This is a genomic window from Vibrio azureus (assembly GCF_002849855.1).
In the GTDB taxonomy this organism is placed as follows: domain Bacteria; phylum Pseudomonadota; class Gammaproteobacteria; order Enterobacterales; family Vibrionaceae; genus Vibrio; species Vibrio azureus.
In genome coordinates this window covers 803,883-823,770 of the sequence record NZ_CP018617.1, presented here as the reverse complement: position 1 = coordinate 823,770, position 19,888 = coordinate 803,883, and the positions used below count along the sequence as shown (strand labels likewise).

The following is a 19,888-nucleotide window of genomic DNA, read 5'->3' as shown; positions in this document are numbered from 1 at the left end:
TTCGATTTACTTTGATTTATGTCTATTTGATCGTGGTTTTTATGAAGTAAAGAGTACACCAAGGTAGCTTGGAACAAAGGTAAGCGAGTTGGTCAGAAGAAAGCGTTCAAATTAAAGGTATTTGGCGGATTCGAATTCGCTTAGAGCTTGAAGAGCGCTTATTTAAGTTGGCGCTGTTCAATCTTGCCATTGATAGCAAGCTAAGGTCTTGTGACCTGCAAAACCACAAAGTGCAAGATATCAGCCGCAGTGGCTGTGTGATGCCGAGAGCCATCGTGACACAGCAGAAGACTTCCTTCTCCCCTGCCCACGCCGTGAGACACCCGATTTCATACCATTTCTACACCACGCTAGTGAGCCGCTGGGTGAGCAATACCAGCTTAGACAAAACGCAATGCGCATATATTCCACACATCGTACCAAATATTCTTTGATCTACGTTAAGAATAAGCATCTTAGGACTATTTGTTCAATTGCACATTATACTAAATTATCAATTACTAATTAAAGCCTTAGTGTCGAGATTGAAGATGCACTAAGGATTTCGGTGAGTTGTGAGACGTGAGGAACCACCATGCAATGCCCCTTAATCAGGGGTCAGTTTTAGTGAACCACGACAACCCCAAATATGGGTTCTTATGTAATGAATCAAAAAATACTGCATTCTTCACTGTTTCCTTTTAATGCATTCACTATGATTAACCTGTTGATATTAAACACTTTGCGATATTTAGTAATGGGAGTAAAATGAACTTTAATCAAACCACAGTATTGGCTTTCTTTGAGCCCTCCAAGGTTAGTTACGAGATCCCTGTATACCAGCGGGCTTATGCTTGGGGAGAGAACAACTGGAATGAATTCTTGTCAGATCTTTATGAGCAAGTAGATGGGGAAAACAATTATTTTTTCGGGAATATTCTTCTTGAATGCGTTGAAAAGAACAAGTTATACGAAATCATTGACGGCCAGCAAAGGGTCACTACCATTACTATATTTGTTCGCTCTCTGCTCAATGTATTAAAGACACGAAATGACCTGTCAGAGCATGATTTTGACATTGATGACACTGAAGAAGCCTTCATCAGAGATAAAAATATTAAACTTCGCCCAGTTGAATATGATCGAAGTTGTTATGACTGCCTAATTGTCGAAAATCACGATCAGTTTGATGCCTATTCTCCATCACAAAAGAAACTACTTGAAGCGAAAGCATACTTCACTAAACAACTTTCTAAACTTGATACCGCACGTCTTGTAAGCATCCAGGAGAAGCTTGAAAATACCGACCTTACCATCATCGAATTGGAGGGTAAGAAGGATGCGGCTCTGATGTTTGAACTGGAAAATAATAGAGGCAAAGAATTGACCAATATGGAAAAGGTCAAATCGTATTTCATGTATCAGATGTACGTGAATAGCCCTGCTGATGATGTTGATAACAATATCGAATTTGTATCGAACATATTTAAACGCATTTATCAGGTGATCAACAACATAGAACGTATTAATGAAGATAGTGTGCTGATTTACCACAACAATGCCTATATCAAGGGGTATGCCTACCGTACTCTGGATGACTTGAAGGAAGCTTTCCGTGACAAAGATGACAAGGTTACCTGGATAAAAGAGTACGTTCGAAGTTTAAACGATTCATTCGTGGCCATAGATAAGTTACAACATGAAGAGAGTTTGTATGCGAAAAGACTGTTTAAACTTGGGATCCCCGCGTACATTTACCCATTCATTATTAAGGGCTACCGTTATAACCCTTCAGATCTCCCAACTCTTTTCCGCATTCTTGAAGTGATAACCTTTAGGGCTAAGCTCATCAATAGTCGGGCAAATATCCAAGAGCGTCTCAATGAAATTCTGCTCTCCTACGATGGCAACAATGCTGTCTTATCAGAAAAAATAACAAGTAAGCTCAACGATATATGGTATTGGAGTGATACAAATACGAAGAACTATCTACATGGCGGGATGTACGGAAATAATGTACTAAGCTACCTGCTTTGGAGCTATGAGAGTTATCTTCAGGGAGCGGGATATTCAGTCGAAGGGTTCAAGATTACTAACCAACAAATTGAACATATAGCACCGCGCACACCTACTGATGGGAATCCTATCGAAATAGGATATGAACTCAATGAGCAGGGTGAATATTCCGAAGACTTTAGCTCTGAATACCTCAATTGTCTTGGTAACTTGATGCTTATATCAGGGTCGCACAATGCGTCCATCGGAAACAAACCATTTGCTGATAAATTAATGTCTTACATAAAGAACCCAATTCTCAACCAACAAGCTGAGATTGCTTCTTTTGTTAAAGATAGCGAGGCCCCAATGTGGGATTGTGAAGCAATAAATGAACGGCATAACAAAATCGTCGACTTTGCGATCACTGAATGGTCATTTAGGTAAAGGGTAACCAGACACTATCCAGAGTCGATTGAGACTGGATAGTGGCAACATGCGGTTCATATATTTAGCAAAGTTATGAAGTAGAACAAGCGAACTGATTTTCAGATATTCACCCTGTGATTTTGTACCTAATGATTTAAAAATATCGATAGTAGATTAAACCTCACAACCCGCCAAACATTCCCTATGATTCATCACTGAGTAAGACGTTATGGTTATGGCTAAGTCTGAATTCAATTGACGACTTCACACACCAAATAAAAGAATGAATTACCTACGGCGCTTTGTTCTCTTCATTGATTACGGGCACACCTAGAGTCGCTAAATGGTTTAATACTTCTCTAGCACCAAAATACCAATCAGAGAGTGACACTAACTCCCCTTTTACATCGCTGAGTTTGACTCTTTCATCGATGTCAGTATTCTCTTTACCTTCTTTTTGTGGGCAAATAATAATACTTTGAGTAGTTGTAACACTCAGCGATTTATTCGTACCTCTTCTACCATTTCAATTGGTCATCATTACTAAAAAGATATAAAGATAACTTGACCAATCAAAAGGTCACTTTGACTAACCAAACACTCATAATGAAGGCATAAAGTGCATTAGGTAATGCACTTGGCAATTGCTTCGCCGTGAATGTGCGGAAATTAATGCACTATCACGGGCTTTGAATAAAGGAAGAAGCTTGGATGGTTGGCCAAGCCTGCTTTCACACTTTGAATTCAGACTTGACCGTAAGGCATTGTTCAATGATAAACAATTGTAGAACATGATTTTTTCAACAAAATTCTTTTAAATCCATTAAGCTAACAACAAAAATAAGAATAACAGACTTATTAGGCTAACAATGAAAAAAACAATGTTAATTACCCTTCTCAGCTTTGCGTTTTATGGTTGCGACAGTTCGTTGCAATTAAATGAAGCGAATGATGAGAAAGAGCTGACGTTACAAGAGCAATACCCCAAACGTACTTACGTAGGTGAACATAATTACTATGTTATGAAGTACAGCGATACCGATAATTTTAAACAAACGGCTGAAGGCTTGACCTACGTCTCTAGACTCTTTCCTCAGTATCACATTCAAAACGCTGACGAGTGGCCGAGAGAAGACATCGAGGATCCAAGCTCTTATGACTTACCACGCTTTCAATTTGCCTGGTCGACTGACGATAATCGATACAATTTAAGAATTTGGAGCATGAAAACGGACGGTACCGATTTGCGATTGGTCGTGCCTGAATCGGATGTTGATGGCATTGAGCTGATTAGACGCTCACCTAACTTGCGGTATGTTTCATGGGTTGATAGAGCAAGCTCAAAATATGTCTATGACCTAAAAACTCAACAACAGACACGTTTACCGGGTGGCGCTCGACCGGGGATGGTTTGGTCTTCAGACAGCCGCTATTTGTACTTTCAGACATCAAAAGTCAGTTCTAATTCAACGAGTGCTCGATGGGATTCTGAAACCGGCGAAATTACAGAATCGAATTTTGGTGTTGCTTTTGGCGCTGTTCTCAATGGCGATAACCTAACTTCGGTGGGTGCTACTGGTCTGTATAAAAGAAATATTAAAACCCTTGAAACAAAGAAGATTAGCATGAAACCAGGTCAAGAAATCATGCGATATGAGAGGTTAAAATTTCGCTCGGTTAGTCCAGGGGGCCGTTTTGCTTGGGGAACTAATATGGAAGCTGATTACTATTTCGATGTAGAAAAAGAAACTGTCGAAGAAATAAAAGATAAAAATTTTAGAAGACCATTGGTTTTTGGTAAGGATGCCAAATTTAGTGCGGGGGCTCGCCTATCTCCTCTTTATGTTGCCGACCGAGAGAAACAGCTAAATTGGCGCTGGAGGCCGCTTGGTAACGGCTCTACAGGGTTAAACTCAAATCTGAGCTTATATAATGCGTCAGCAAATAACGGTCTGTGGTTTAAGGATTAAGCGTTGCGTAGCCAACGTTAAATCCCAAGTGTTGCACAAGCCCCTCTCTAAGCAAGGTGTTATGGCCAAGCTTCTCAAACCTTGCCACCTGCACAAAATGAGGGCTTGGTTAGCAACACTTCTACGTCTTCTCTAAATCCCAATTTGTCCCTTAACTTTCTCTACAATGTTTATGACTTGTAAGAATAATGACCGTAAAAGCTATCAGAGGAATATTTGTTGTTACAGGGTTGAACGCTTCAATTAAAAGTTGAGGTTGCAACGCTGCGACCGCTAAGAGCAAGCCAATCAAAGCGATAATATTTAATAGTAGGACTACTCTAACTTTGTAAAAAAAGAAGAATATTACTCCCCACATAACCTCTGCAATCCCTGCCACTTTTATGAATATGTAAGTTATTTCCTCTCCAAAACCTACACTTCCTGAAATAAATTGTTCAAGCGGTGCTATCTGTATTAGCTTTGGAGCTAGACCATGATATAACCACGCAGAGGTAATTATGAACCTAGCGATTTGCACAGTAGTCATATGTTCTCCTTCAATTTGAGGTTTTTGCACCAAGCCACTTTGTCGTTAAGGATTACCATCAGCTTTTTTCTTTAGTTTTCTATCACGCCTGTTTTTTCTCCATTTTCTTCTTGACGCTTGATAATTATCTTTACAATACGCCTTAATGATATAAATAAAAGAACATCCCAGAAAGCAGAAAGCAAGGAAACCCAAAAATACACTTATGCATAATTCCTGAAACTTAAGGAATTCAGTATTTTCGAGTACCATACTATGCCTTATATTGGAGATCGTTATTGTTTCCTGACTACGACGCATCCAGTATCCGACAGATGCAAAGCCCAAAAATATCCCACCGCCCAGGTTAAATATTATTCTACTAGTACGATAAATAAAAAAATGAAATTTTTTTCGTGAGCGATAAATTTTTCTTTGAGTACTGAATTTCATTAAATGATGAGCTAAATAGCTGAATTAAATTGACTATAGAGAAAATAACACTTTTTCAGGTTTGAGAGCAACTAAATCATTCGTTTAAATGATATTAAAACTTTATACTTTCATTTCATATCAATCACTTATAATGTTAATATTTCAATAATTATATAGATTTAAATATCTTTATTTATCTTGAAATAAAATATGTCAATAACAAACATATCACCTGGAAAGAATGGGCTTGTTGCACCAAGGCCGTAAAGATGGATTAATAGACAATGCAACAAAAAACTGAAGAGTATTTAACCTCCATGGGTTGGAGTAGTGAACGTATGGTTGAATTGCCTGAAGAATATTCAGCCTATTCAATCAGTGATAATGCCAAAAGCATATTAAGGAATATATATGGACTCACTCTAATTAGTAAGACTGGTCAGAAGAGGCTTTTACGTCTAACGAGTAGGAATTTTGATTGCTCAAAAAGAGATATTCAGGAAATGATTGAGGATTATAAACTCCCTTTAGATTTATACCCAATTGGCTCGCTATCTGAATTAGGAGGTTACCTATATTTAGATAAAAATGGGGACTTTTATTACTTAGAGGGACAACTAATATTTTTGGGTTCAAATTTAGATGAGTTTATTGAAACGATGGTTTTCAATGAGAGGGATATGATCGGGATTGACGAGCCTGATCCTTGCTATTGTTTCAACTATCCAGAGGGCGTTGAAAGCAAATTAATACCCTCGCAAAGGTTAACTTATTACAATTCGAAAACGCCGGCCCCCTGGTTGTATGACACCGAATTAGGTCTTATTCCGTTGAAAACTGGTTTTTGGCAACGATTGAAGTCATTTCTAAGAATGACAAAGTGATTAAGGGTTTGTTAAGGAAAGCTGAGATCTTAGAGACACTCAGTGTCGGCTTATTACGACGTAACCGAAAATCTATAGAAATAGAAAGGGGCATGACCAAGTTAGCACCCTCTCAGCAAACAGGTCGTTGCTCTTTTTAATTTGAAGTAAAGCGTCATGTCTAGGGCACGTATCTTTTCTTATAACATTTTCGCCACGGCCTTTTCTTGCTCGTACCTTCCCTGTAACACCAGAGCCGCTGCATTGCGTTTATCGACCAAGTGCTTTACTAACTTGCTAAGAACAGGTTCGTATCTCTTAAAGCGTGAAAAGGTGACAGGCAAAGTTTGACAGAAGAAAGCAAAACGAGTTTCTTGGGTCCAGCCTATACGGCCGCCGTCGCAGCATGGGCAGGTTCTTCTGGCTCGGTTTTTGGCAATGTATTTACCGCTGCCATTACACTCTGGGCAAACTTGGCCAGACTGCTGCGTCGCTTCTGCAATAGCGGTCGACACGAGCGCGTGAAGTGCCTTTTCTGAGTATGGGCCACGCCATTTATCCATCAGGGTGTTCGCTTCCATTAGCGTTGCTTGATACAACTTATTAAGTGCTGTTTTATCTTGAAGGCACTCCACAAATAACACTAAGAATCCGATTGGCGATTCTTTCCATACTGCGCCGACGATGGCTAACTGCTCTTCGTGTGAAATGAGCCCTTTCCCACCGCACGATGGGTCGTAGTTCATCCCTTTTACGTTGAATTTGGCCAGTAGTCTTTCAATTTTCATTATGCTCTAGCCCCCATTGCAGCGACCCTTGCAAAAACCGATTTTTGATTAAACATGCTTGGATCGGGCCTTGTAATCTCATTGACAGGTTTTACATCCACTTTATCGGCTAAATATTGGGAATTTATTGCTGGTAATGCCCCTACTCTGACCCTTCTCTCACTCAGCGGTGAACGACTAACAAAATATGCTTGTGAGCCTCTAGCTGCATGACTTTCTTGATTGATTTCATGATCGTCGTTCCATCGCTCTTGATTCAAGTAGGTCGTTAGGTGAAGCCTGTCGAAACCAAATTGACGGTTGGCCTCCCGTGTTTCAATATCCTGACAAAGTATTTGGGTGAAGACCTCGGGAGGTTCACTTTGCGCTTTCACGATGCTTTTGAATTTTGCTAACGAGTTTTTCCTGGATTTTTTGGTTGGGAATACCGCCCAAAGTCGGTTAAAACAAGATTCAAGTTCAGCCGAACTTTTTTGTATATTTTTTTTAGGTTCTTTATGACTGGTTCTATGACTGATTCCGGGTGACACAGGATCACTAGGGTGGTGATCCTGTGACACTACCCCTGGTGATCGTGTGTCACTAGGGGGGGACAATTTGTCACCCCCTAAATGTAACTGATAAACATTGGTCGCATTGCCCTTTTCTCCCTTACGAATACGCACGGAAACCAACCCCATTTCTTCCAACGTTTTGATATGACGCATCACGGTTCGGCGGTCTACTTCGCACATATCAGCGATGTATTCATAAGATGGCCAACACACACCATTATCATTGGCGTTGTCTGCTAGCTTCAGCAAGACGAGTTTACGGGTCGCATTGCCGACTTTTAACTGCATGGCTTGAGCGGTAAGCAGCATACTCATCAGGCTTCCCTCCTCGCATTCAATGCAGAATTGTAATTTTGATAAGAAAGACTCATTGCACAAAGTTCTCTTGTTTTGCACATGATGTAGTGAAATAGATTTTGAGTATTGTTTGGTTTGTTTAAAGCCGAGGGGATTCTAAACAGATGTTGCCCTTGGCAATCTTCCTCTTCGAAGATTTTCATCTTGTGATAGGAACGTGAAATGTATTCTGCGATCTGTCCTTTAGTGGCCTCGCTGCGCCAAGCGACGACCGCGTTATGCATAACACTTTTTAAACTGGGTTGCATGGTTCCTCCCTTACTGGTTTTTTACCAGATTGTTGGTGAACATACTTCATGACCTAGATTGACTAAGTTGTATTTAGAAAATGTCAGGCCTTAACTTGTGTTTATCGTGATTCTAATTGACTCGCGAGCGCTGCTTTTTTATCGTCAGATAAGTTCCGCAATACTCCTTGCACGTAATAGGTACCTACTTGGTACATTAAACAATAAAGCATATGAACCGTAAAGGTCGTGTACCTTTTGAGTCCATGAAAATAAAATAGTTGTAGTGGTACATCACAAAGATCAGGCGAATAATGAAAACTATTGAAGAAGTCCGTTTACTAAATGCTCGCACATTACTTGCTCGGTATAAGACATTATCGGAGTTCGCCAATGTACTGGATCGTTCCGCTACTCAAATTAGTAGGGTGATGGGAAAAAATCCTACTAAGACAATTGGTTCAAAATTAGCTCGTCATATTGAAAGATGTACCAGTATGCAAACCGGCTGGCTAGACTTAGACCATTCAAGAGCAACAAACACTGTAGATCAAAAGGAAGCCTACTCTCCAACCACAACTCCAGTTCGCGAGGTTCCTATTATCTCTTGGGTTCAAGCCAGTATCTTTTGCTGTTCAGAGCCACAAGTTATACCGGCCAATTCTGAGATGATTTTTTGTCCAACATTAGGTGCATCGGAACGTACGTTTGCTTTGCGTGTTGTCGGGGATTCAATGACCAATCCATACGGCCGTAGTTATCCAGAGGGAACGATCATTTTTGTTGACCCACTCAAAGAAGCCTCAGTAGGTAAAAGAGTTTTAGCAAAAACAATCAAGGGACATACATTCAAACAGCTTGCAGAAAACGAGTATGGCGAGAAATATTTAAAGCCTCTCAACCCCTCTTACCGGCCAATACTAGAAGATGGGATTGAGGTTTGTGGTGTTGTCATAGGTAGCTATAATCCGGAATAGTTTGCTACAAGATTAATCGATAATTCTCGACCTTGTTCAAACTCTAGTTGTTAAACCTTATAAAGTATTGCTGTAACACCTACCCTCTTAACTCCCCAGTAACGTGTTCTAGCGTCACAAATGCCCTCATTTAGAAATTTTTCTACCCTACTTTCACTAATTAAAAAATCATTATCATGTAATTAGTTGAGTTGAAAAGACGCGTCATACTATGAACTTACAAGGCCCAAGTTAATTTCAATTTGGTATCTCAAAGATACAAATTAAATTTGCACTCTCAAGGTACTTAAATCAGTAGAAAGACTCCATGAGAGTTAATATCATGAAAAATGTATCAATTGTCCCATGTGTTTGTAATCAAAAAGCCCCAATTTTCGCTCTGTCCTTACACCTTCATCATCCTTCTATTCAGCATGTAAAAAAGCTTCAAGGTTAATCTAACAACTTTAAAACACCACTAACCTATTGATTTACCATTGATTTGGATAATAAAAAGCGGCATTATTCATTCTTTAAATGCGGATAATCTCAGTATAAAAAGTATTTTATGTATTGACACAATCTTGCATCAGAGTAAGCAGATGAAAATAGTACAGTATTTGGCACAAGACTTATTGGAAAGTGACTACGACTCGCGTATGACAGAAAACGTTGCACAGGATTTCTATTCCTATGTTCATAATCATACGAATTTCTTAGAAAAGGTTGATCCAACCTCTGCTAAAAAGGAACTAAATTATGTGTTAGCTGTAGAGGATGAATCAGAGAATATTTTAGGCTTTCGCTACTTTTACTGGGAGAAACCAATGAGTCGAATTCACTTTTTTGCAGTAGTGATGGATGAGTCAATCAAGCGTCAAGGATATGCGATAAAAACTCTCTTGGAAGGTGTGGCTATTGGAAATAAACTTGGTATTAATCGCTTTTATTTTACCATTAACTCTGAAAGGTCTACTGAACGTGATGGATTAGTCGCTGGTTACAAGCGCGTCTGTACGGAGTTAGTTGGCAAAGGAAATCAATTTGAGGTTATATATCCCGATAAAGGGTTTATTCTAAAATAATGCTTTACCGCGTTTTTTAAGCAAACAAGGACATTACAGCTTAACGTTACGCATCACTCTCAGTGGTTAAGCTCAATTTTCACCATTAAGCGGCTTGCCAGTGGTGGTGGCCATACGCCCCAAAAAATTTTTATTTCACGAGCAGTACCCGCGTTTGCAAACCTGTAGGATCCAGAAGAACCTATTTTAACTTACGGGATCATAAAGTATTAGACATATACGCTATCAATTAATACTTCAATGTGACATATTACAAGCCTATATTTTATATCTCATGGTTTTTCTAATGAATAAATGCCTCCTTGTATCTTTATGTCTTCTTGCTTCTAAAAGTATATACGCAAATCAAACACAACCTATTGATTGTTCATACCTTTCAGGGCAATGGACTGCTATAAACTCTTCTAGTTTAATAATGTATGTTACAGCCCCCCAACCTGGCTCTTGTGGTACAGACTGCACAACGTTAACTATGAGCTACTCATTAACGCCTGATGTAGAACATACCTCGAAAATCTACTGCCATGAGGGACAAGCAGGAGTCAGTAATAAAGGCCCAATGGTATTATCATTTGAAGGTGCGCAAGGTGGGCACTCTATTGGAACTTTTAATAGGCAGCTGAATTTACTATGGGCTGGCGTCTTACCAAAAGATAAAAACCGAAACTGGATACCTCAAATGGACAGTTACTGGTTCGAGAAAACTAAGAGCTAGATTATCAATACAAAAATGCCGTTCAAGTGACGGCATTACTTTTTGATAACTTATACTCACAGAACAATGAATAGACGTAAGTGTGTCAACTTCACATCGACTCAGTTGTCGTAATATTCAAATTGTCTAGATACTAATACATTCTTTCAATATGATTCTCTCGCTAAGATTTCGTCTTTTGTTTTCTGCGCATCAGCAATCTTTAAAATAGAGTGTTGCAAATTATCTGCGTACTTCATCCCTTTTTCACTCAAAAGCATATAGGATAGCCATGTTATTATTAAACTCTTTCTTTTCATAAGGCATAGAAGCTATTTAATTTTTAAAAAAATCTCTTCAATAATGAAGGAATCCGATTATCTCACTCCACCATTTTTTATCATCTGTCGGTATTTCATAATCGCAATCTTCAGGTTGGATACCGACATCTTTATAATATTTTGATGGAAATAATACATTAAAATCATCGATTGGCATGAGACAAAAAGGTGTACTTTGCCCTACGTAATTATCAAATTCATCAAACAATACGATATAACTTTTATTTTGTAAGGCTTGAATGAATGATAATGGTGTTGTTAAAGATACTGGTACAATTACTAGCTTCCACTTATGATCTGGACTTATTATAGTTCGAAAGTATTTATCATTTGGGAAAGAAACTGGAGATAATACAAGCCACCAAAATAGTAAAAATGCAAGGAAAGTTAGAGAGAGAAATTTTAAACATTTTTTAATCATAACTTGCTGATATCATTGCTCTTTAATCCATGATTGATATTATCATGAACCGATAAGCTTTATGAGTGTAATACTAGTTAAAACGAAGCTTATAATAGGCAAATGCCACTTATCGTATTATTTACTCTTCAGCGATTTTAAAACGACGATAGCGAAACTCCATGACCCCACAATCTAAACCAGTATGTCTTCTCGTTAGGTAACATCTCTCATATAAACTTCTCAAATTCGAACTTGCCCATCTTGGTGACAAACCTAATCGATCAGAAACAAGTTACACTGTCACCCACCCTCTACTCTATCAAATCCAAGGACACGTATTTGTGTGTTGATCAGCTTCAACCAATCATCTGGTGAGGCGCAAGTTGTACATTAGCCTCTAAATTGAGACTTTTATCACACTTTGAGCCTAGTAATATTGTCCACCGTGATTAAATTTTGAATAGCGGTTAATCATTGATTTAACTCGCGATTGTAAAGAGGAAGTTTTTTTGAAAATCAGGTATACAACAGGTTCACCAGCAATTTTTTAACCACAAATGATAAGCTTTGAGTGCTTCTGATTTCTGCAGCTCTATGTGCGTGTGGATATACGCTTGATCCATTTTGCCCTTCGCATGATTCAATAAGGTCTCTGCCCACAGGTAATCAATGCCGATATCTGTCCACAGGGTATGCGCTAACTCTCTTAAATCGTATGCGGTTTAGTAGCCATGCACGATCGCTCTGCTCATCTGATTGGCCACCCGTGATACTAACACCATATATAGCTGAAGGGTGTTCAATACCCGATTTCACGGGGAAAAAACATTAATAAATGTTTAGTTTAACGGCACCAAGATTTATCAGAATTGACCGATGCCATAGCTAACCCCAAATTCGGGGTTAGCGCCAATAGAGCAACACAGTGGTCGCCTCATTTGCAATATCACAATAAACAGAGGAGCAATCTCACTTCTTGAAATTGAAGTCTCCAAACCCCCAGATAATGTGACTTTGATATTTGTCCAAAAATTCTTCCCCACCTTTTAGAGCGGCTTCAATACGCGCCTCTAAATCTTCGGGCTTTTTACTGTCACGGAGGAAAAACTTTGTCTGAGGCCTTTCAAATGAATCTGCAGCAATCAACGCTTCCTTACCATCATCCATAAAAGCAAGGATCTGACCCAACGTGTAGATATAATCACTGGAGACATGACCAACAAAATTATCTATATCAATGGCTGGCATTGCTTTGACTACATAACCATCACGCTTTTTCGTTTCAAAATTTAAAACGATACACAATCCCGTGTTGTTGGTCATCAAACCCACTTTATCAAATGCAGCTGCACCTACTCTACCTGCTCGCCACGAATAGACAATTTGCTTCCGTCGGTCAAAATATACTTCTGCATCACGAGGTTTTAGTAGAAAGAAAACCCAGAAAAAGAGAGTGACTCCATAGAGCCCTACGAATATAGCTAACTCTAATAAAAACGTTTCAAGCTCACCGTTATTAGCAATGGCTAACGCCTTTATATGAGTGAAAATTGTTATCGAGCCTTCCTTTTCTAAATAAGTACTGAGAATTTCAATTTCTTTTAGTTCTTTTTCGATAACCTTTTGGTAATGTTTATATTTTTTAATATCTCCATTCTTTTTTGCTTCAATTGAATGTTTTGTGAATTTAGCTACATTTTGTTTATGATACTTTGTCATATCAGCAGCATATACCTTGCTATGATAAAGACGAGGAGAAAAATTCACTATATAAGACGAAAAAGCGGTGAACATTATTAGTAAAGGAATAAGAACAAAGTTTCGACGCAGGTGAGAGCCCGTGCGTAGAGTAAGTACATCATCACTTACAGACGAAATCGGCTCCTTAGGGTCTTCTTCTTCGATAACAATTTGTACTTCTTTTCGAAGATCTGGCCAATAGTACGCAAAAGGGGTTCCTCGGAACATGGATAATTGCATTGAAAATATACTCATTTACAAGAGCACCTCTAATAGGTTATCAATTATTTCATATTTGTTATCATTCATTCCTATCGTACCATTACTTTTTATTTAAAAAATCTAAAACTAAAGGCTCATGGATAAGTTTTAATATAGAAAATCCATATAGATTCGCTTGAACTTTTCAGATTAGTGACTGAGTCCAAAATAAAGTGCGGACTTGAAGCACCTAATGCTCAGTTACTCTTTTAGATTGCGATATAATTTAGGAAGAATATGTTCGTGTTCTAGAATGTCTTTTAGTCTTTCTTCGAATGGTTCCGGCTTCTTATCAGTGAAAAAATATGTTTTAGGCTGACTTCTCTTAAAGCTATCTCCAGTAATAAGTGAGCTTTTACTAAATTCCATAAAGTTGAATATTTGCTGAAGAAGCTACTTGTCCAAGCATTTTATAGGTCTCGATATTTTGTGATTCACTTAGCATTGTTTTTAAACCTAACATTTTTAGTAACAGTCAGTCTCGTTTTTACACCTGCTCTACTTTCGCTTAATTTATCATAAGCCAATAAAAATTAAAGAATATATATCGAGATTTTTACTCTATCCTAATATAAAGTGCGCCGGCCTATCACCACTTTTTTAACAATGCATGTTGTCCAAGATATGAAAAACAAGCCGTTAATAAATAATAATTTACAAAAGCAATCATCGACAAAGTGAGGCCAGTAATCCAATAAACATGCCTCATTAGCAGGTCTTCAGACATTTATTGGTTAGGGGTCAAACCTAATTTGGTTCATTTGGGATTATATTTTTTATCTCGAAGGTATGACTATTCGATCTTGTATAAAAGCCACATGTGAATAGATACTCAAAAGGCAGGGTATCTGCCCTGCCTTTCTCATTACTTATACCAACCGTCAGCGAGCACTTCTGCTTGCTCTAAAACCAGCTTGATGGCTTCTTCAGCCTCATCTGGTGGAGACTTCCAGCGGCGCAAAAGCCGGCGTACTAAATTACGCATGCGGGCCCGAACACTTTCTCGCTTTTGCCAATCAACGGTGGCTGATTTGCGCAGTTGTATGGTTAATTCAATGGCCAATTGACGAAGGTTATCATCACCTAATACTCGTACCGATGCTTCATTAGTAACCAATGCTCGATAAAAAGCGATTTCATCGGGCTTGTAGCTGAAAGTATCCTCAATCAATGATCAATTCAAATCTCTCATCCAGTCCCCATTCAATATCTTGGGCCACAACCTTGTTTAAAAGGTCGTGTATTCTTATAAATTCCTCCCCCATAGCATCCTGAGACAGCATAGCATTTTTCCAAACAAGCGTTGTAGGTCGTTCCATGTCAGTGCTCAAAACATCCCACAGAGCATCTAAATTACTCCCATAGTAATATGGAAAATTCAATGCCTGTGCAATGTGTTTGTGGAAGTCAATTTCCGTTTTAATATCATTACCGTTAATAAAGACTTTCATATTTGATATTTTCTTCAATTTTTCTAACGACCAAACTTATGTACTTTCTGATGAATTCACCAACTCGATTATCAAGACCATCAACATCATGATGATGGACATGCTGGCCGCAATTTCTAGAAAGGATTATGAAGATAGACGCCGCCAGAAGCAAGGTATTGAAAAGGGAAATATAAAGGAAGGAAGCCTAACCTGGAACTGCATGAAAAAATCTACAAGCTCAGAGTCGATAACCAAATGAGCATCAACGAAACGGCCAAGATGATTGGTGTATCTGCCAAAAGGGCCATAAAGTATGATGGATACAGCGATCCAGCAACAGACGTAAAAAGCCCAGCTCGATGGCTGGGCTTTTTATCAGACTTACTGTACTGCTAAACATACCTTTGGTAATTGAAAGCAAAATAGAAAATAGGAATATTATGAACGACCAACATAAAACTCTTGACCCGTTTTTTCATCAAGAAGAACATCTACCCCATTTTCATGTCTAGCAAACTTTAAGCTTTCTGGAACTTCTTTTCCATCAATATAGATACCGCTTGCGCTCAGAGATTCTTCATATCTCCAGCCTTCTGGAACGAAAATGCGATCCACTTTTGTCGGCCTAGCACAGCACACTGCCACCGTATGATTGGGGTTGTTATTCCAATCAGTTTCTCCAACATCAACCCAATCACAATCAGTTGTCGGACCATGCAGCTGATCGACAACGACTATATCTATAGCTTTATCTGACCGTTTGAAAGTTAATCCATTAGCAATCAAACTTTCAACATAAGCTTGAACATCTATAGGAACCATAAATCTGACACGAGCCAACTCACCATCTGAGCAAAGCGATTTATTTGGAAGAGCAGCGATAAAAGCGTCCATACCTCCAATATATTTTTTAGCAATCGCTTCGCAGCGAATAACAACAGACAACGCTTCAATTAAAACGGCCATTTAAATTCCTATACTCTTTTCGTTTCCGAAGTTTCCTCTGCCACTCAATGAAAGCACTTTCATTCGGATCATTTTTTAGCACTTGGTAATATTGAACCCTATCAGTCATACCTAAAGCCGCAATATGCGAGAAGAGGTCAGCAGTCTGCACAGAAATACCATGCTGACGACAGAAGTGCGCATCAGTAAATTTCGCATAGTATTCATTAACTAAGCGCACAGCATCATCGTATGAATGTCCATAGAATGATTGCAAGTTCTTTACCACACATTCAAACAAAAAGATTTCAATTTCATCAGAAGAAGGAGAAAGTTTCAAATCCATAATCACCTCTATTCAACTGTACATCTCTTAATGCCACAATTTTCCTCTGCCGTTCAATTAAAGGACTTTCATTCGTATCCATATATGTTTATATCAGTTAGCGGAGGCTCTCATCCAGATAACGCGCCATCTCTAATATTTCGTTATTTGCTAACACTCCAAATTGAGGATCTTCTCGCTTTACTTCTGCTATCGCATGAATTATGGTGAAATCTTTATTTTTTTCATAAACAGCCCATACACGATTAGGCATCAACCTCCATCTCCCATTTCTTACTTTATCTAAATGCCATCCAATCTTTGTCTGAAATGCATTAATCAAAGAAATCAATTCATCTTCTTGCTCTTCCTTATCACTAGCAAATGCCCACATTACAAGAGGCGCATCTTGAGCGTCATAACCAATTGGTGTCTTCGACGGAAAAGCGGAGTGCCAAACAATAAGATCTTTATTTCTTAAAACCGAGGTTAAAGAAGTTGCCAAGCCATTTTGAAGCGCTTTAACCTCGTAATATTTACTTTCCATTAATCGGTCCTTTCAATAACTCACCAGCATCAGGGTTATAGAGGCGATAACCCACACCATTGGGGTTCATCGAATCTACTAGCTTAGTATCATCGCTAATTGATATTCCATCATGATGCAGAGCACCGTCATAAATATAGCGACCATCTGAATAGACAGCATAGTAAAGCCTAACATAAGAGACCGCCTTAGTGGGTGGTCTCTATTTTGATGCCTGAGAGTCAATAAGTCGATTTAATAACTATTACACTTGAATAAAAGCCAGTTCGATTATTGGTTAAGTCTTAAGAAGCCTGAACTGAGAGTGCTGGAAAGATCTGTCTTCTTCAACACACTCTTCAGTATCTTTGGAATATACGTATGAAAAGAGGTGCTCAGATAGGCACATCAGACACATCTTTAATTTTTGCAACAAGCCCTCGAAATTACCTCATCAAATAAATCATCTAATATCATACCTAGTTGTGCATTGCCAATTGCAACCAGAACAAATTTCCTTCTGAACGATATAAACCAGATTTTAAAGCTTGGTTAATATACCCCAGCTTAGCATAATGGCTATGTGTTGATGAGTGCTGTCGACCAGGGATGATTTTTAAAACTGATTGCAGTATTAGATGCAAATCTGTGTTAAGGCTAGGGCCTGGAGTGGGTCCCCTAGCTAATTAATTTTAGAACAAGCATACTTGTATTCACCTGATTCGACCAATTCTTTAATAATATTATTAATGGTTTCTAACTTGAAATTCTGAATAATTATCATGTCTGAGGCCCAAAAAAACGCTCCATTTAAACACTCTCCTGTGTTTTGATAACTTTCCATAATTTCAGTAATATTTTCCATGCTAAAAAGTGTGGCAGAATATACACTTCCATCTTTTAAATGAATTTCGACGTCAATATTATCATTAGTTTCATTAATTTCCCTTTTACCATTTACTATCGAAAGACTATACTCCATTTATTTGCCTCCAAACGTTTTGATTACTTCATTTATGACTTTTTGTTGATTGGCTTTATTCGATTTTCCAAGGATTTCAACATTTTCACCTATTGTTCTGAAATATACTCTTGAACCATCTCTCTAAGAAAGAGCGGTCAGCGATTAAACTTTTCCCCATCAATCCCCAGCTTGCAGCAGGCGGAGCGATAAGATTTGGTTGCCAAAATGTTTGTTGCCCTTGAGTCGCAATATCAAAGAAATCACTGTCGCTGATCTCTGCCAAAAAGTGAGGGTTCGCCAACCGCACTTTTTTAGGCTCAAAATCCTCTGAACTCTCTTTGACAGCAATTTTGATTTGTCCGGGCTTAAGCTTTGAAACCTTACTTTTTCCTGAGTTATCAAGGCGTCCATTTTTTAGGACGCTACCACTCGTCTCTGTAATGTCAAAATCGGCCTCTTTGAGCAAGATACCATCAGGATACCTTGCTTTTACAAAGACAGTGTGAGTGCCTTCCTCTTCTTCGGTGACCGTCACCGGAGGGTTTTGTACTCCAAGACATATCGTATTGGCTTCGTTCATTGTCATCTGATCTGACAGACGAGCGACGCCTTTACCTTCAATGAAGACGGTGGGAGACGCGGAAGTAAATTTTGCTTCTGCTTCAATGGTGCCTGAAGAGATGCCTTTTTTGTCCCCTCCCGCATCACCGGTACTTTTTGAAAAGGTGCTGCCTTTTAAGGCGATACTGTTACCACCATCTGCGGTTACCGTCGTTGTTCCGCCCGCTAAATCCGATGATTTCGCATTATTTCCATAAGGAATGGGAACTACGGGTTTACCCACCTTGGTTAAACATACATCAGGGACCGACGCGTTCGCTTCTCCACCTGAGCCTTTATGGACAACACTGAGTCCATTTGCATTGATTGTGACACTCATAGGGACATCCTTATTAAACGGTTTAGTTGAGTGAGATCTTTGAGCCCTGAATTTTCTGCATTCTTTCAGCACTGGAAGTAATATGCTCAGCGGAGGTAGAAACACGACTATCGCAACCACTGTATTTGGATTGTGCGATACCTGAGCGAATCACCACTTCATCTTCACCATCGAGAACAACACGCTTGGCTTTAATCACCAATTCATCTGCTCCTAACAAAGACATGTAAATATCAACCACCGTTGGAAGTTCTAGGTCATCAGAAATGAAGTCGATACGACAATCCAATTTGTTGTCGATTGCCATGTGTATGGCATCATGCGAAAAAGCGCGACCGAGCATCGCCCAGACAGGCTGGCTTAATGGGGGGTGGTCGTACTCAACTTTTACTCGTACGTTGTCTTGATTGAGTTCTGTTATCCGGCCAATACGAGAGGCGTTTTTTCTAGGAATGTTTTGAAAAGGCATGTCATCGTTTTTCTGCACTTCTTTATCTCACAACAATTTCATATATCTATGATTTTACTGTAATTTCAATGAAGACAATAATGTGACAATAACCAATCAATACGACATTATCACCAAACAAAAAGAGTTTATGGTGGGCTTTTTATGATTCACATAATTTAAAAGAAAGAATCGCCTTCTTTTGCGGCTAATCGCCTTGTTTGAGACATTCTATAAATGTGATCTAGATCAACCATTAAAGTCAGGGAGTGACGATGACCGTCATAAAAATCAACATGGAAAAATGGGACCTCCATGAACATACAGAGGCCGCCAAAAGAGTGGAAAGGCTAAGAATCAATGCCTTCTGAGATATGGAGAGCATCTTCAACCTCAACAACAAGATATCGGATCATATTATCCAACTTAGCATGACCGAGAATCAGTTGAAGCGCTCGAATATTTTTAGTGCGTGCATAGATAAGTGTTGCTTTAGTTCGTCTCATCGAGTGAGTGCCATACAGATAAACGTCATAGCCCAGAGTCTCGGCCCACCATCGAATAAACCCAATATGATAGCTATAACTCACGAGATGACCCACTTTCCTTGGACTCGGGAAAAGAAATTAGAGGCGATCAACCCACTCATGATAAGCCACTGTGAAATAGATTGAGCGGCCCTCGATGTGATTTCAAACCAAATAAACGGGTAATCTGGTCCG

The 19,888-nt window shown here is 39.0% G+C and carries 18 protein-coding genes and 5 pseudogenes; 8 read left to right on the top strand and 15 right to left on the bottom strand.

Annotated features, from left to right (window positions below; translation table 11 throughout):
• Positions 1 to 66: 66 nt before the first annotated feature.
• The 3 genes and pseudogenes from BS333_RS22355 to BS333_RS17400 all read left to right on the top strand — a co-directional run.
• Positions 67 to 508, top strand: a pseudogene (locus tag BS333_RS22355) (site-specific integrase); the annotation flags it as partial.
• A 239-nt stretch (positions 509 to 747) separates the two neighbouring features.
• A complete protein-coding gene (locus tag BS333_RS17405; RefSeq protein ID WP_021708775.1) occupies positions 748 to 2,421 on the top strand; it encodes a DUF262 domain-containing protein in 1,674 nt (557 codons plus the stop codon).
• Between the two features lie 863 nt (positions 2,422 to 3,284).
• Complete coding sequence (locus BS333_RS17400; protein WP_237359110.1) at positions 3,285 to 4,373, top strand: TolB-like translocation protein; 1,089 nt, start codon at positions 3,285 to 3,287, stop codon at positions 4,371 to 4,373.
• Between the two features lie 151 nt (positions 4,374 to 4,524).
• Here the strand turns inward: BS333_RS17400 and BS333_RS17395 are convergent, their stop codons facing one another.
• Positions 4,525 to 4,902, bottom strand: a complete 378-nt coding sequence (locus tag BS333_RS17395) for a DoxX-like family protein (protein ID WP_021708777.1) — start codon at positions 4,900 to 4,902, stop codon at positions 4,525 to 4,527.
• 698 nt (positions 4,903 to 5,600) lie between these two features.
• Between BS333_RS17395 and BS333_RS17385 the strand changes: the two genes are divergently transcribed.
• A complete protein-coding gene (locus tag BS333_RS17385) occupies positions 5,601 to 6,200 on the top strand; it encodes an SUKH-3 domain-containing protein (RefSeq protein WP_021708778.1) in 600 nt (199 codons plus the stop codon).
• A gap of 179 nt (positions 6,201 to 6,379) precedes the next feature.
• On the opposite strand, the gene BS333_RS17380 is transcribed toward BS333_RS17385, so the two are convergent.
• From BS333_RS17380 to BS333_RS17370, 3 genes are read right to left on the bottom strand one after another with little or no spacing between them, the layout of a single operon-like run.
• On the bottom strand, positions 6,380 to 6,967 hold the full coding sequence (locus tag BS333_RS17380) for a hypothetical protein (RefSeq protein WP_021708780.1): 588 nt from the start codon (positions 6,965 to 6,967) through the stop codon (positions 6,380 to 6,382).
• Complete coding sequence (locus BS333_RS17375; protein WP_021708781.1) at positions 6,967 to 7,836, bottom strand: helix-turn-helix domain-containing protein; 870 nt, start codon at positions 7,834 to 7,836, stop codon at positions 6,967 to 6,969. Before BS333_RS17375 ends, BS333_RS17380 begins: the two co-directional genes overlap by 1 nt.
• Positions 7,836 to 8,126 (bottom strand): hypothetical protein, encoded by a 291-nt coding sequence (locus tag BS333_RS17370; RefSeq protein WP_021708782.1) that lies wholly within the window; start codon positions 8,124 to 8,126, stop codon positions 7,836 to 7,838. The genes BS333_RS17375 and BS333_RS17370 overlap by 1 nt, the downstream gene beginning before the upstream one ends.
• Positions 8,127 to 8,419: 293 nt before the next feature.
• Between BS333_RS17370 and BS333_RS17365 the strand changes: the two genes are divergently transcribed.
• From BS333_RS17365 to BS333_RS17355, 3 genes are all read left to right on the top strand, one after another.
• Positions 8,420 to 9,082: a LexA family protein gene (locus tag BS333_RS17365; protein ID WP_021708783.1), complete on the top strand. Its 663-nt coding sequence runs from the start codon at positions 8,420 to 8,422 to the stop codon at positions 9,080 to 9,082.
• 581 nt (positions 9,083 to 9,663) lie between these two features.
• The gene (locus tag BS333_RS17360) at positions 9,664 to 10,146 is read left to right on the top strand and encodes a hypothetical protein (protein WP_021708784.1); all 483 of its coding nucleotides are present in this window, start codon (positions 9,664 to 9,666) and stop codon (positions 10,144 to 10,146) included.
• A gap of 415 nt (positions 10,147 to 10,561) precedes the next feature.
• Complete coding sequence (locus tag BS333_RS17355; protein ID WP_021708785.1) at positions 10,562 to 10,861, top strand: hypothetical protein; 300 nt, start codon at positions 10,562 to 10,564, stop codon at positions 10,859 to 10,861.
• Between the two features lie 336 nt (positions 10,862 to 11,197).
• On the opposite strand, the gene BS333_RS17350 is transcribed toward BS333_RS17355, so the two are convergent.
• From BS333_RS17350 to BS333_RS17325, 4 genes and pseudogenes are all read right to left on the bottom strand, one after another.
• Positions 11,198 to 11,602 carry a DUF6201 family protein gene (locus tag BS333_RS17350; protein WP_021708787.1) on the bottom strand — a complete coding sequence of 135 codons (405 nt, stop codon included), beginning with the start codon at positions 11,600 to 11,602 and terminating at the stop codon, positions 11,198 to 11,200.
• 951 nt (positions 11,603 to 12,553) lie between these two features.
• Complete coding sequence (locus tag BS333_RS17335) at positions 12,554 to 13,579, bottom strand: hypothetical protein (protein WP_033003425.1); 1,026 nt, start codon at positions 13,577 to 13,579, stop codon at positions 12,554 to 12,556.
• An 871-nt stretch (positions 13,580 to 14,450) separates the two neighbouring features.
• Positions 14,451 to 14,726: pseudogene (locus tag BS333_RS17330) on the bottom strand (type I restriction enzyme endonuclease domain-containing protein); the annotation flags it as partial.
• Between the two features lie 22 nt (positions 14,727 to 14,748).
• Entirely contained in the window at positions 14,749 to 15,036 is a 288-nt protein-coding gene (locus BS333_RS17325; protein WP_021708791.1) for a barstar family protein, read from the bottom strand.
• Between the two features lie 43 nt (positions 15,037 to 15,079).
• Here BS333_RS17325 and BS333_RS17320 point away from each other — a divergent pair.
• Positions 15,080 to 15,414 (top strand): annotated as a pseudogene (locus BS333_RS17320) (hypothetical protein); the annotation flags it as partial.
• A 42-nt stretch (positions 15,415 to 15,456) separates the two neighbouring features.
• Here BS333_RS17320 and BS333_RS17315 read toward each other — a convergent pair.
• From BS333_RS17315 to BS333_RS17285, 7 genes and pseudogenes are all read right to left on the bottom strand, one after another.
• Positions 15,457 to 15,984: a hypothetical protein gene (locus tag BS333_RS17315; protein ID WP_021708792.1), complete on the bottom strand. Its 528-nt coding sequence runs from the start codon at positions 15,982 to 15,984 to the stop codon at positions 15,457 to 15,459.
• Positions 15,968 to 16,309 carry a hypothetical protein gene (locus BS333_RS17310; protein ID WP_021708793.1) on the bottom strand — a complete coding sequence of 114 codons (342 nt, stop codon included), beginning with the start codon at positions 16,307 to 16,309 and terminating at the stop codon, positions 15,968 to 15,970. The genes BS333_RS17315 and BS333_RS17310 overlap by 17 nt, the downstream gene beginning before the upstream one ends.
• A gap of 97 nt (positions 16,310 to 16,406) precedes the next feature.
• Positions 16,407 to 16,835: a hypothetical protein gene (locus BS333_RS17305; protein WP_021708794.1), complete on the bottom strand. Its 429-nt coding sequence runs from the start codon at positions 16,833 to 16,835 to the stop codon at positions 16,407 to 16,409.
• Positions 16,836 to 17,496: 661 nt separating this feature from the next.
• Positions 17,497 to 17,796 carry a hypothetical protein gene (locus tag BS333_RS17300; protein ID WP_021708795.1) on the bottom strand — a complete coding sequence of 100 codons (300 nt, stop codon included), beginning with the start codon at positions 17,794 to 17,796 and terminating at the stop codon, positions 17,497 to 17,499.
• A 121-nt stretch (positions 17,797 to 17,917) separates the two neighbouring features.
• Positions 17,918 to 18,718: pseudogene (locus tag BS333_RS17295) on the bottom strand (DUF4150 domain-containing protein); the annotation flags it as partial.
• Between the two features lie 22 nt (positions 18,719 to 18,740).
• Complete coding sequence (locus BS333_RS17290) at positions 18,741 to 19,205, bottom strand: hypothetical protein (RefSeq protein WP_021708797.1); 465 nt, start codon at positions 19,203 to 19,205, stop codon at positions 18,741 to 18,743.
• 311 nt (positions 19,206 to 19,516) lie between these two features.
• Positions 19,517 to 19,869, bottom strand: a pseudogene (locus BS333_RS17285) (site-specific integrase); the annotation flags it as partial.
• Positions 19,870 to 19,888 lie beyond the last annotated feature (19 nt).

What these genes read in the sequence shown, in the direction of transcription:
- BS333_RS17380 (WP_021708780.1), bottom strand. Translation starts at nt 6,967, where the DNA reads ATGAAAATTGAAAGACTACTGGCCAAATTCAACGTAAAAGGGATGAAC.
- BS333_RS17310 (WP_021708793.1), bottom strand. Translation starts at nt 16,309, where the DNA reads ATGGATTTGAAACTTTCTCCTTCTTCTGATGAAATTGAAATCTTTTTG.
- BS333_RS17405 (WP_021708775.1), top strand. Translation starts at nt 748, where the DNA reads ATGAACTTTAATCAAACCACAGTATTGGCTTTCTTTGAGCCCTCCAAG.
- BS333_RS17315 (WP_021708792.1), bottom strand. Translation starts at nt 15,984, where the DNA reads ATGGCCGTTTTAATTGAAGCGTTGTCTGTTGTTATTCGCTGCGAAGCG.
- BS333_RS17395 (WP_021708777.1), bottom strand. Translation starts at nt 4,902, where the DNA reads ATGACTACTGTGCAAATCGCTAGGTTCATAATTACCTCTGCGTGGTTA.
- BS333_RS17360 (WP_021708784.1), top strand. Translation starts at nt 9,664, where the DNA reads ATGAAAATAGTACAGTATTTGGCACAAGACTTATTGGAAAGTGACTAC.
- BS333_RS17300 (WP_021708795.1), bottom strand. Translation starts at nt 17,796, where the DNA reads ATGGAGTATAGTCTTTCGATAGTAAATGGTAAAAGGGAAATTAATGAA.
- BS333_RS17325 (WP_021708791.1), bottom strand. Translation starts at nt 15,036, where the DNA reads ATGAAAGTCTTTATTAACGGTAATGATATTAAAACGGAAATTGACTTC.
- BS333_RS17370 (WP_021708782.1), bottom strand. Translation starts at nt 8,126, where the DNA reads ATGCAACCCAGTTTAAAAAGTGTTATGCATAACGCGGTCGTCGCTTGG.
- BS333_RS17375 (WP_021708781.1), bottom strand. Translation starts at nt 7,836, where the DNA reads ATGAGTATGCTGCTTACCGCTCAAGCCATGCAGTTAAAAGTCGGCAAT.
- BS333_RS17335 (WP_033003425.1), bottom strand. Translation starts at nt 13,579, where the DNA reads ATGAGTATATTTTCAATGCAATTATCCATGTTCCGAGGAACCCCTTTT.
- BS333_RS17385 (WP_021708778.1), top strand. Translation starts at nt 5,601, where the DNA reads ATGCAACAAAAAACTGAAGAGTATTTAACCTCCATGGGTTGGAGTAGT.
- BS333_RS17400 (WP_237359110.1), top strand. Translation starts at nt 3,285, where the DNA reads ATGTTAATTACCCTTCTCAGCTTTGCGTTTTATGGTTGCGACAGTTCG.
- BS333_RS17355 (WP_021708785.1), top strand. Translation starts at nt 10,562, where the DNA reads ATGTATGTTACAGCCCCCCAACCTGGCTCTTGTGGTACAGACTGCACA.
- BS333_RS17365 (WP_021708783.1), top strand. Translation starts at nt 8,420, where the DNA reads ATGAAAACTATTGAAGAAGTCCGTTTACTAAATGCTCGCACATTACTT.
- BS333_RS17305 (WP_021708794.1), bottom strand. Translation starts at nt 16,835, where the DNA reads ATGGAAAGTAAATATTACGAGGTTAAAGCGCTTCAAAATGGCTTGGCA.
- BS333_RS17350 (WP_021708787.1), bottom strand. Translation starts at nt 11,602, where the DNA reads ATGATTAAAAAATGTTTAAAATTTCTCTCTCTAACTTTCCTTGCATTT.